This is a genomic window from Neisseria sp. (genome assembly GCF_041804105.1).
Lineage (GTDB): Bacteria > Pseudomonadota > Gammaproteobacteria > Burkholderiales > Neisseriaceae > Neisseria.
This window is the reverse complement of record NZ_JBHCJY010000076.1, coordinates 1-11,141: the sequence shown is the minus strand read 5'-3', so window position 1 is coordinate 11,141 and position 11,141 is coordinate 1. Positions and strand designations below refer to the sequence as shown.

General features: G+C 54.5%; 14 protein-coding genes and 1 pseudogene. 14 read left to right on the top strand and 1 reads right to left on the bottom strand.

Features of this window, described 5'->3' with window-relative positions; all coding sequences use genetic code 11:
• Positions 1-114 (bottom strand): annotated as a pseudogene (locus ACEYDX_RS07300) (NADH-ubiquinone oxidoreductase-F iron-sulfur binding region domain-containing protein); the annotation flags it as partial.
• Between the two features lie 12 nt (positions 115-126).
• Here ACEYDX_RS07300 and ACEYDX_RS07295 point away from each other — a divergent pair.
• The 14 genes from ACEYDX_RS07295 to ACEYDX_RS07230 form a co-directional block, all read left to right on the top strand.
• Positions 127-471 (top strand): DUF559 domain-containing protein, encoded by a 345-nt coding sequence (locus tag ACEYDX_RS07295; RefSeq protein ID WP_373741362.1) that lies wholly within the window; start codon positions 127-129, stop codon positions 469-471.
• 253 nt (positions 472-724) lie between these two features.
• On the top strand, positions 725-1,138 hold the full coding sequence (locus ACEYDX_RS07290; protein WP_373741361.1) for an ester cyclase: 414 nt from the start codon (positions 725-727) through the stop codon (positions 1,136-1,138).
• 474 nt (positions 1,139-1,612) lie between these two features.
• Entirely contained in the window at positions 1,613-3,874 is a 2,262-nt protein-coding gene (gene nuoG / locus ACEYDX_RS07285) for an NADH-quinone oxidoreductase subunit NuoG (protein WP_373741360.1), read from the top strand.
• A gap of 2 nt (positions 3,875-3,876) precedes the next feature.
• Positions 3,877-4,953, top strand: coding sequence for an NADH-quinone oxidoreductase subunit NuoH (gene nuoH / locus ACEYDX_RS07280; RefSeq protein ID WP_373741359.1), 1,077 nt, complete (start codon positions 3,877-3,879; stop codon positions 4,951-4,953).
• 42 nt (positions 4,954-4,995) lie between these two features.
• A complete protein-coding gene (locus ACEYDX_RS07275) occupies positions 4,996-5,847 on the top strand; it encodes an aldo/keto reductase (RefSeq protein WP_373741358.1) in 852 nt (283 codons plus the stop codon).
• A 109-nt stretch (positions 5,848-5,956) separates the two neighbouring features.
• Entirely contained in the window at positions 5,957-6,436 is a 480-nt protein-coding gene (gene nuoI, locus ACEYDX_RS07270; protein ID WP_373741357.1) for an NADH-quinone oxidoreductase subunit NuoI, read from the top strand.
• Between the two features lie 73 nt (positions 6,437-6,509).
• Positions 6,510-6,854, top strand: coding sequence for a GFA family protein (locus ACEYDX_RS07265; protein ID WP_373741356.1), 345 nt, complete (start codon positions 6,510-6,512; stop codon positions 6,852-6,854).
• Between the two features lie 59 nt (positions 6,855-6,913).
• On the top strand, positions 6,914-7,195 hold the full coding sequence (locus ACEYDX_RS07260) for a chorismate mutase (protein ID WP_373741355.1): 282 nt from the start codon (positions 6,914-6,916) through the stop codon (positions 7,193-7,195).
• Positions 7,196-7,349: 154 nt separating this feature from the next.
• The gene (locus ACEYDX_RS07255) at positions 7,350-8,012 is read left to right on the top strand and encodes an NADH-quinone oxidoreductase subunit J (RefSeq protein WP_373741354.1); all 663 of its coding nucleotides are present in this window, start codon (positions 7,350-7,352) and stop codon (positions 8,010-8,012) included.
• The gene (gene nuoK / locus ACEYDX_RS07250; RefSeq protein ID WP_373741353.1) at positions 8,009-8,314 is read left to right on the top strand and encodes an NADH-quinone oxidoreductase subunit NuoK; all 306 of its coding nucleotides are present in this window, start codon (positions 8,009-8,011) and stop codon (positions 8,312-8,314) included. Before ACEYDX_RS07255 ends, nuoK begins: the two co-directional genes overlap by 4 nt.
• Before the next feature lie 165 nt (positions 8,315-8,479).
• Positions 8,480-8,785: a TfoX/Sxy family DNA transformation protein gene (locus ACEYDX_RS07245; protein ID WP_373741352.1), complete on the top strand. Its 306-nt coding sequence runs from the start codon at positions 8,480-8,482 to the stop codon at positions 8,783-8,785.
• Positions 8,786-8,851: 66 nt separating this feature from the next.
• Positions 8,852-9,397: a protein adenylyltransferase Fic gene (fic, locus tag ACEYDX_RS07240; protein ID WP_373741351.1), complete on the top strand. Its 546-nt coding sequence runs from the start codon at positions 8,852-8,854 to the stop codon at positions 9,395-9,397.
• Between the two features lie 112 nt (positions 9,398-9,509).
• Positions 9,510-9,869 carry a DUF4180 domain-containing protein gene (locus ACEYDX_RS07235; RefSeq protein ID WP_373741350.1) on the top strand — a complete coding sequence of 120 codons (360 nt, stop codon included), beginning with the start codon at positions 9,510-9,512 and terminating at the stop codon, positions 9,867-9,869.
• Between the two features lie 174 nt (positions 9,870-10,043).
• Positions 10,044-11,141: NADH-quinone oxidoreductase subunit L (locus ACEYDX_RS07230; RefSeq protein WP_373741349.1), on the top strand; the 1,098-nt coding region annotated here is incomplete at its 3' end.

Here is an 11,141-nt window from a genome sequence, read left to right as displayed (position 1 = left end):
GTCGGCGAGCGCGCAGATGGTGCGGCCGGCCATGTTATTGCCGATGCTGTCGAGCAGCTCCAAATCTTCGGGTTTGCCTTTGCCGCTGGCGATGCGGTGCACGATGCCAAAAACCTAAAACAAAACATGACGCTTGCCGAACAGCGTTTGTGGTATCACTTGCGCGGCAAACGGTTGAACGGCATTAAATTTCGCCGACAACAAACCATAGGCGGATATATTGTTGATTTTGTGAGCATGGAATGCAAAATCATCATCGAGTTAGACGGCGGGCAACACGCCGAACAAGCCGCCTACGATAATGCGCGAACCGAATTTTTAAACAGCCAAGGTTATCGCGTGGTGCGGTTTTGGAATAACGAAGTCTTGCAGCAAACAGAAAATGTATTGGCAGAAATATTGAAACAATGCGGCAGCGCTTGCCTCCACCCTAACCCTCCCCCGTTGGAGACGGGGGAGGGGATAGGTTAGTGAAGCAGCCGATATTTCAGGCCGTCTGAAAACAGGTACGCAGGTTGGGTAATGACCCAACGCTGTTTGAACCGTAAAAATTTTTGTTGGGTTTCCAACCCAACCTACCAAACTCTCCCGACTTTTGGGGGAGGGGATGGATTAGCGGAACAGCCAATATTTCAGGCCGTCTGAAAACAGGTTGATGAATTATCTGCTAAACACGAAAACCCGCCGCGTTTCCCGAATGTCCGCGTATATGGAGCAAACAATCATGACTTTTGACATCCGTTCCCAAATCAGCCGTTTTGAAACCGCCATCAATACTGCCGACGAAGCCCTGATGAACGAGTTGGTGGATGCTTCCGCACCGTTCTATACGCCTGCTTCACCCGAGCCTTTATACGGTGCAGAGGGATTTCTGGCTCTGATCCGCTTTATGCGCGAGGGTTTTCCCGATATACGGTGGAAATTGGAAGAAACCGTTGCCGAAACCGATAAAATCGCCGTGCGCTGGACATGCAGCGGCACGCACCAAGGCACATTTATGGGCGTGCCGCCCACAGGAAAACGGTTTTCCGTCGGCGTGATGAATTTTTACGATTTCAACAGCGAAGGCAAAATCATCCGCGACACCGCCGCCGAAGGCATGATAGGCATCTTCCGCGCTATCGGTTTGCTGCCGTAGCGTAGGGCGGGGTGTAAATCCACCGTTTCGGGCGGCACGTAGGTTGGGTCATGACCCAACGCTATTTGAAAAGCAAAGATTTTGTTGGGTTTCCAACCCAACCTACTCAACTGAAAAAACAGAGCGAGATAAAAATAAGGCCGTCTGAAAAATTTCAGGCAGTCTGAAAACCGAGAAAACCGACAGCTGAAAATATCCGAGGCCGTCTGAAAGTTTGTCTTAGACAAATACAAAGGCCGTCTAAAAAACGCCTTTGAAAATAAAAGCGAACCGCTGGGCGGCAAGCCCGTAAAAAATAATCAGGCCGTCTGAAATATCGGGTTATGCAACCCGACCTTATTCAGTACGTAGGTTGGGTCATGACCCAACGCTGTCTGACACGAAAAGATACTGTTGGGTTTCCAACCCAACCTACCAGAATTTTCAGACGGCCTAAACAAAAAACCTTTAAAAATCCGTAACTAGGAAACAACCATGTTACAAATCGAAATCGACGGTAAACAAATCGCAGTGAAGCAGGGCGCGACGGTGATGGAGGCGGCGCACGAGCTGGGTACCTACATCCCGCATTTCTGCTACCACAAAAAACTTTCCATCGCCGCCAACTGCCGCATGTGTCTGGTGGAAGTGGAAAAAGCCCCCAAGCCGCTGCCTGCCTGCGCCACGCCGGTAACCGACGGCATGGTGGTGCACACCCATTCGGCCAAAGCCAAGCAGGCGCAGGAAGGGGTGATGGAGTTTCTGCTCATCAACCACCCGCTCGACTGCCCGATTTGCGATCAGGGCGGCGAGTGCCAGTTGCAGGATTTGGCGGTGGGCTACGGCAAATCCGCCAGCCGCTACACCGAAGAAAAACGCTCGGTAGTCGGCAAAGACATGGGGCCGCTGGTTTCCGCCGCAGAAATGAGCCGCTGCATCCACTGCACCCGCTGCGTGCGTTTTACCGAAGAAATCGCCGGTATGCAGGAAATCGCCATGGCCAACCGCGGCGAGTTTTCCGAAATCATGCCGTTTATCGGCAAAGCGGTGGAAACCGAATTGTCGGGCAACGTGATTGATTTGTGCCCCGTCGGCGCGCTTACCAGCAAACCGTTCCGTTACGATGCCCGCTCGTGGGAATTGAGCCGCCGCAAATCGATTTCCGCCCATGACGCGCTGGGCAGCAACCTGATTGTGCAAACCAAAGACCACACCGTGCGCCGCGTGCTGCCGCTGGAAAACGAAGCCATCAACGAATGCTGGATTGCCGACCGCGACCGTTTCGCTTACGAAGGCCTGTATCACGAAAGCCGTCTGAAAACGCCGAAAATCAAACACGGCGGCGAGTGGAAAGAGGTGGATTGGCAAACCGCACTGGATTATGTGCGCCACACCGTCGAGTGCATCGCCAAAGAAGACGGCGCGGAGCAAATCGGCGTGTGGGCGAACCCGATGAACACGGTGGAAGAGCTGTATCTGGCGAAAAAACTTTCAGACGGCCTCAACATCAAACATTTCTCCACGCGCCTGATGCAGCAGGACAGCCGTCTTTCAGGCAGCCTGAAAGGGGCGCAGTGGCTGGGCATGAGCATCGAAGATTTGGGCAATGCCCAAGCCGTGCTGGTGGTGGGCGCGAACCTGCGCAAAGAGCAGCCGCTCCTGACCGCCCGCCTGCGCCGCGCCGCGAAAAACGGTACCGCGCTGGGCATCATCGCGTCCAACCGCGAAACCCTGCACATGCCTTTGGCCGCACACGAAATCATTCATCCGAACGAATGGGCAGGCCGTCTGAAAGCCTTGGCGCAAGACCTTGAAAACGGCATTTCAGGCAGCCTGAAAAACGCCGAAACCGCCGCCGTGATTCTTGGTGCGGAAGTGCAGAACCACCCCGATTACGCCGCCATTTACGCCGCCGCGCAAGCCTTGGCCGCCGCCACGGGCGCGAAGCTCGGCATTCTGCCGCAGGCCGCCAACAGCGTCGGCGCCGACCTGCTCGGTGTGAACGCGGGCGACAGCGTGCAGCAGATGGTTGCCGCGCCTAAGAAACTGGTAATGCTGATGAATGTGGAACCCGAAATCGACGTTGCCGGCGGTGGTGCGGCCGTGGCCGCACTGAAACAGGCGCAGAGCGTGATGGCGTTTACCGCGTTTGAAAGCGAGACCCTGCGCGACGTGTGCGACATCATGCTGCCCATCGCGCCGTTTACCGAAACTTCAGGCAGCTTCGTCAGCATGGAAGGCCGTCTGCAATCGTTCCACGGCGTGGTGAAAGGCGTGGGCGAGAGCAAACCTTTGTGGAAAGTGCTGCGCGTGCTGGGCAACGTGTTCGGTATTCAGGGCTTTGACCACGAAAGCAGCGAACAGGTGCTGGCCGAAGCCGTGCGTGCCGAAGACATTCCCTCGCGGTTGAGCAACCAGAGCAATTGGCAGGGCGACAGCATTATTCAGACGGCCTCCAAACTCGTGCGCGTCGGCGGCGTGGGCATTTACCACACCGACCCCGTCGTGCGCCGTTCCGCACCCTTGCAGCAGACCAGCCACGCGCAAACGCCCGCCGCCCGCGTCCACCCGCTCACGCTCGCCGCACTCGGCCTGATTGACGGCGACACGGTTACCGCCAAACAAAACGGCGGCGCGGTTCAGGTAGCCGTAGCCGCAGACGACAGCCTGCCCGAAAACACGGTGTACCTGCCGCTGCACAGCGCAAACGCCGCGCTGGGCGCACTGATGAACAGCATTGAACTGGAAAGGGCCTAATCATGCAGGAATGGTTCCAAGCCTTATTCGCCGACCAGCTCGGCCTGGGCGCAATCGGCAGCGACATCGGTTTGGTGGTGTCCATCATCGTCAAAATCGTGCTGATACTCGCCCCGCTGATTCTTACCGTGGCCTACCTGACCTATTTCGAGCGCAAAGTCATCGGCTATATGCAGCTGCGCGTCGGCCCCAACGTAACCGGCCCGTGGGGTTTGATTCAGCCGTTTGCCGACGTATTGAAACTGCTGTTTAAAGAAGTAACCCGCCCCAAGCTCTCGAACAAAGCCCTGTTCTACATCGGCCCCATGATGTCTCTGATGCCCGCGTTCGCCGCGTGGGCGGTGATTCCGTTTTCCGACGAATGGCTGCTTGCCAACGTCGATGCGGGTCTGCTCTACATCCTGATGATTACCTCGCTGTCCGTGTACGGCGTGATTATCGCGGGCTGGGCGTCCAACTCCAAATACTCCTTCCTCGGCGCGATGCGTTCGTCCGCCCAAACCATTTCCTATGAAATCGCCATGGGCGCGGCACTCGTGTGCGTGGTGATGGTTTCAGGCAGTATGAACTTCAACGACATCGTTGCCAGCCAAGCCAAAGGCATCGCGGGCGGTTCGATTTTCTCGTGGAACTGGTTTGCGCTCTTCCCCGTGTTCATCGTGTACCTGATTTCCGCCGTCGCCGAAACCAACCGCGCCCCGTTCGACGTGGCCGAGGGCGAATCCGAAATCGTGGCCGGTTTCCACGTCGAATACTCCGGCTTCGCGTTCGCACTCTTTTTCCTGGCCGAATACATCTTTATGATACTCATCGGCGCGCTCACCGCCATCATGTTTCTCGGCGGCTGGCTCTCCCCCTTCCCGCAAAGCTGGGGCACCATCGGCGCACCGAGCGCGTTTTGGATGTTCGCCAAAATGGCCTTCATTCTCTACGGCTACCTGTGGATACGTGCCACCTTCCCCCGCTACCGTTACGACCAAATCATGCGGCTGGGCTGGAAAGTGCTGATACCGATTACCTTCGTGTGCATCGTATTGCTCGGCCTGTGGATGATTTCGCCGTTGAGCTTGTGGAAATAGTTTTCAGGCAGTCTGCCCCCTTTTTTCAACAGGAAAGCCAAAATGCAAACCATCCAATTAAACAACGGTGTAACTATGCCAGCCGTCGGTTTCGGCGTGTTCCAAATCGGCGATAAAGAAACCGAACAGGCGGTGCTTTCGGCATTGCAGGCAGGGTATCGCCTGATTGACACCGCAGCGGTATACGGCAACGAAGCAGGCGTGGGACGTGCGATTGCCAAAAGCGGCATTCCCCGAGAAGAAATTTTTGTAGTAACCAAATTGTGGATTCAAAAGCATGATGCCTACGAAAACACAAGCAAAGCACTGGACAGCTCATTGGCACGCTTGGGCTTGGATTATGTGGACTTGTATTTGATGCATCAGCCTGTGGGCGACATTCACGCACAATGGCGGTCGATGGAAGCGGCGTACAAGGCAGGTAAAGCCAAAGCAATCGGCGTGAGCAATTTCCACCCCGACCGTTTGCAGGACTTGATGGCATTGAATGAAATCAAACCTGCGCTCAACCAGCTTGAAACCCACCCGTTCTACCAACGCGAAGCCGAACTGAAATTCCATGCCGAACACGGTATTGTGCAGCAGGCTTGGAGTCCGCTGGCAGAAGGCAAATTTGATATTTTCAGCAACCCGGTTTTAACGCAAACCGCCGCCAAACACGGCAAATCGGTGGCACAAGTGATGCTGCGCTGGCTCAACCAACGCGGCGTGGCGATTATCCCTAAATCCGCCCGCCCCGAACGGATGGCGGAAAATCTTGACCTGTTCGGCTTTGAACTGGATGCGGATGATATGGAGAAAATCGCCACGCTCAACCGCAACGAAATCATCTTTGATTTGCGCGAACCTGCGAATGTGCAATGGCTGATTGAATTTCAGGGATTTTCTTTTTGATGGCGTGCAGCTTGGGTCAAAATCCGACAACAACCGGTGTCGTACTTTCAGGCAGCCTGTCCTCCGAAAAAACCATTACCAAACCCCTAGAACCAAAAGGGCGACCAACATGGCAAATTTAGTCAAAACCTTCCTGCTCGGCGAACTCGTCAAAGGCATGGGCGTTACGCTCAAAAATTTCTTCGCCCGCAAAGACACCATCATGTTCCCTGAGGAAAAAACGCCGCAGTCCGTGCGTTTCCGCGGCCTGCACGCGCAGCGCCGCTACCCCAACGGCGAAGAACGCTGCATCGCCTGCAAACTGTGCGAAGCCGTCTGCCCCGCCATGGCGATTAACATCGAGAGCGAAGAGCGCGCCGACGGCACGCGCCGCACCACGCGTTACGACATCGATTTGACCAAATGCATTTTCTGCGGTTTCTGCGAAGAAGCCTGCCCCACCGATGCCATCGTGGAAACCCACATCTTCGAGTACCACGGTGAGAAAAAAGGCGACCTGCACATGACCAAACCGATTCTGCTCGCCATCGGCGACCGGTACGAAGCCGAAATCGCCAAACGCAAAGCGGCGGATGCGCCTTACCGTTAAGGCCGTCTGAAAGGTGTAGGTCGGGCATTGATGCCCGACGGAAAACCGTTTAACCACAGCAAGGAGAACCGCCATGTCCCTGCACGGAAGCTGCCATTGCGGCAACGTTACCTTTACCGTAGAAGGTACGCCCGAAAAAGTTTTTGAATGCAACTGTTCCTATTGCAGCCGCAAAGGATGGCTGATTTGGATGGTGCCGCGCAGCATGCTCAACATCGAGTCGGGCGCAGATGGGCTTGAAACCTATCTGTTTAACAAGCGTGAGAGAGAGCACAAATTCTGCCCGACCTGCGGTGTGCCGCCGTTCAGCTTTGCCGAGTTCAACGGAGTACCCATGGCAGCCGTAAACGCCCGCTGTCTGACCGATTTCGACTGGACATCCCTACCGCGCGAAGCTGTGGACGGAAAATCGTATTAAAAATAAAGTCAGGGCTGTCGGACGGCAATGCCCGTACGGTACTTTTATGAAAGCCGACCATGAATACATTGAATGAGGTACGCCGCAGCATAGACGAACTGGACCAAAAGCTGATTGCCCTGCTGGCAGAGCGTCAACAACTGGTGGAACAGGCAGGCCGTCTGAAACCGCGCGGCGATATACAGGCCGTGGCCGCTCCCGAACGTGTACTTCAAGTGATTGCCGGCCGCCGCAGGCAGGCTGCCGAAGCGGGTTTGTCGCCCGACGTGGCCGAAGCCGTTTGGCGTGCAATGATAGAGGCATTTATCCGTTTGGAAACCGAAATCAACCAAGCTGAATAAGCGGGCAGTAGGGCAACCCGATAAAATCCTACCGTCTGAAATTTCGGATTGACCGTATCGGCCTGACGGTTTTCAGGCAGCCTGAAAACCCCGTCCGAAGCCGTTTCAGACGGCATGAAAAAGATTAAAAAACCAACCGAGAAAGAGCAACACCATGACCTTCTCCCTAATCATGTTTTACGTTTTGGCCGCCGTGATACTCTTCGGCGCGCTCAAAACCGTAACCGCCAAAAACCCCGTGCACGCCTCGCTGTATCTCGTGCTCACGTTCTGCATGAGCGCGATGATGTGGATGCTGATGCAGGCCGAGTTCCTCGGCATCACGCTGGTGGTGGTGTATGTGGGCGCGGTGATGGTGCTGTTCCTGTTTGTCGTGATGATGCTGAACATCGACATCGAAGAAATGCGTGCGGGCTTCTGGCGCAACGCCCCCGCCGCCGCGATTGTCGGCGTGCTGATGGCCGTGGTGCTCATCATGATTCTGGTTGCGCCCGACACTAACCTCGCCGCTTTCGGCCCGATGAAAGACATCCCCGCCGATTACAGCAACGTGCGCGATTTGGGCAGACAGATTTACACCACCTACCTGCTGCCGTTCGAGCTGGCCGCCGTGCTGCTCGTGCTCGGCATGGTCGCCGCCATCGCGCTGGTGCACCGCAAGTCCACCAATGAAAAATACATCAACCCCGCCGACCAGGTAAAAGTGAACGCCGCCGAAGGCCGCCTGCGCATGGTAAAAATGGACGCAGTAAAACAAGAACCCAAGCAGCCTGAAACCGAAGTTTCAGACGGCCGAGCCGAGGAGGGCAAAGCATGATTACGATTACACACTATCTGGTGCTGGCCGCGCTCCTGTTCGGCATCAGCGCGATGGGCATCTACATGAACCGCAAAAACGTGCTGGTGCTGCTGATGTCGATAGAGCTGATGCTGTTGGCGGTAAACTTCAACTTCATCGCCTTCTCGCAATACCTCGGCGACACCGCAGGGCAGATTTTCGTGTTCTTCGTGCTCACCGTCGCCGCTGCCGAAAGCGCGATTGGCCTGGCGATTATGGTGCTGGTGTACCGCAACAGGCAGACCATCAACATCGCCGATTTGGATACGCTCAAAGGCTGATGTTTTCAGACGGCATTCAGGCTGCCTGAAAAGATTGGAGGCCGTCTGAAGACGGAATGAAAGCCGGGCATCAATCCCCGACCAACTTGATGGAAACCCTCAATACGCCTTCCCAGTACAGGCGGGAACCCACGGCCGATAAGGGATTTCCCGACGAAACGAAAAATGAAGCGAATTTCCCCTCCGCCTGCTACTGCGCATGCTGATGATATACCGTTGGCCAAACTCCGCGGGCTTGGGCCTAAAAGTGTGATGGCTCTTGCTCGGGTCGGCATTACTACCGTGGCGCAGCTGCGTGAAGCAGGTTCTGTCGGTGCCTACGAAAAACTGGTACTTGCCGGCGTTCCCGTCAGTCTCAATATGCTTTGGGCGATGGAGGGGGCACTGTCAGACCGGGACTGGCGCGTAGTGGCTAAGGAAGATAGGCTGTGGCTGCTGACAGAGTTGGAATTGCGCGGAATATCTCCCTGAACAGGATGGCGGAAAATTGCGGGTCAAATCCGTAGGCCGTCTGAAAACATCCGAACGGAACCGGCAATGAAAAGCATAGACGAACAAAGCCTGAACAATGCCTACCGCCTGTTTGAAAGCGGCGATATAGACCTTATCGAAGTCGGCACCACCGCAGGTTTACAGCAAATCCACCGCTATCTGTTCGGCGGGCTTTACGGGTTTGCCGGCGAAATCAGGGAAGACAATATTTCCAAAGGCGGCTTCCGCTTTGCCAACGCCCTGTATTTGAAGGAAGCCTTGGCCAAAATCGAGCAGATGCCCGAGCGGAATTTTGAAGAAATCATCGCCAAATATGTGGAAATGAACATCGCCCACCCGTTTTTGGAAGGCAACGGCAGAAGCACCCGCATCTGGCTGGATTTGGTGCTGAAGAAAAACCTGAAAAAGGTGGTGAACTGGCAAAACGTGGACAAAACCCTGTATTTGCAGGCAATGGAACGCAGCCCCGTCAACGATTTGGAATTGCGCTTTTTATTGCAGAACAACCTGACCGATGACGTGGACAACCGTGAGATGATATTTAAAGGCATTGAACAGTCGTACTATTACGAAGGATATGAAAAAAGCTGAAAGGCCGTCTGAAACGGTAAAGCCGACAGCAACCTGGACATCCTTCTTCCACGGGAGAAGCAGAATCCGAAACATTTCAGACGGCATTCAGGCAGCCTGAAAGGATTGGATGATGAAGATTGAAACGCACACCATCGGCAACATAAAAGCGGCTGAAATCATCACGGAAAGAATTATTTTAAGCTCTGTTGAAGACGGATTGGACTTGTTGGGCAATTTGGCTCATCAGGGATTTGATAAAATCATTCTTCACGAAAAGAATATTGCACCTGATTTTTTTGACTTAAAAACGGGAACAGCAGGAAACATACTGCAAAAGTTCGCACAATACCAAATGTCTTTAGCCATTATCGGGGACTTTTCCAAATTCGAGAGCAAGCGTTTGGACGACTTTATTTTTGAGAGCAACAAAGGCAGACAAATCCGTTTTGCCGGTTCTTTGTCCGAGGCGTTGAAACTGCATAACGCGTAGCTTTTGATGTTTATGGCCGATAAATAATTGTTGAGATTGTAAGCTGCGTTAAGGCCGTCTGAAAGTTTCAGGCAGCCTGAATTACTGAACTGAAAACGGCGGGGTTTATCCCGCCCTATAAAACCGATTTAGATTGAAACCAAACCAACCGATAAAGCTGATAAGGTTAAGAAAATGACTGACATGACTCTCTATCTCGCCATCGCGCTCACGCCGCTTGCAGGCTGTTTGCTGGCGGGGCTGTTCGGCAAACAGATCGGCCGCGCGGGTGCGCATACGGCGACCATACTCGGCGTGGCGGTGTCCGCCGTGCTGTCGGCCTATGTGCTGTGGGGCTTTATCGACGGCTCGCGCGCGAAGTTCGACGAGAATGTCTACACCTGGCTCACGATGGACGGCATCGACTTTTCGGTGGGCTTTCTGGTGGACAGCCTGACCGCGATGATGATGGTGGTGGTGACCAGCGTGTCGCTGATGGTGCACATCTACACCATCGGCTACATGAAAGACGAAGTAGTCGGCTACCAACGCTTTTTCAGCTATATCTCTTTGTTTACGTTCAGCATGTTGATGCTGATTATGAGCAACAACTTTATCCAGCTCTTTTTCGGCTGGGAAGCGGTGGGCTTGGTTTCGTATCTGCTGATCGGTTTCTATTTCAAACGCGAAAGCGCGATTTTCGCCAACCTGAAAGCGTTTTTGGTCAACCGTGTCGGCGATTTCGGCTTTATTCTCGGCATCGGTTTGGTGCTGGCCTATTTCGGCGGCAGCCTGCGCTATGCGGATGTGTTCGCCTATCTGCCCAACGTGCAACACGCCACCATCCAGCTTTTTCCGGGTGTGGAATGGAGCTTGATTACCGTTACCTGTCTGCTGCTGTTTGTGGGTGCGATGGGTAAATCGGCGCAGTTCCCGCTGCACGTTTGGCTGCCCGATTCTATGGAAGGCCCGACGCCGATTTCGGCTTTGATTCACGCGGCCACCATGGTAACCGCCGGCTTGTTTATGGTGTCGCGTATGTCGCCGATTTACGAGCTTTCCACCACCGCCTTGAGCGTGATTATGGTGGTGGGCGCGATTACCGCACTGTTTATGGGCTTTTTGGGCACCATTCAAAACGACATCAAACGCGTGGTGGCTTATTCCACTCTGTCGCAATTGGGCTATATGACCGTGGCTTTGGGCGTGTCGGCCTATTCGATTGCGATGTTCCATGTGATGACCCACGCCTTCTTCAAAGCCCTGCTGTTCTTGGCTGCGGGCAGCGCCATT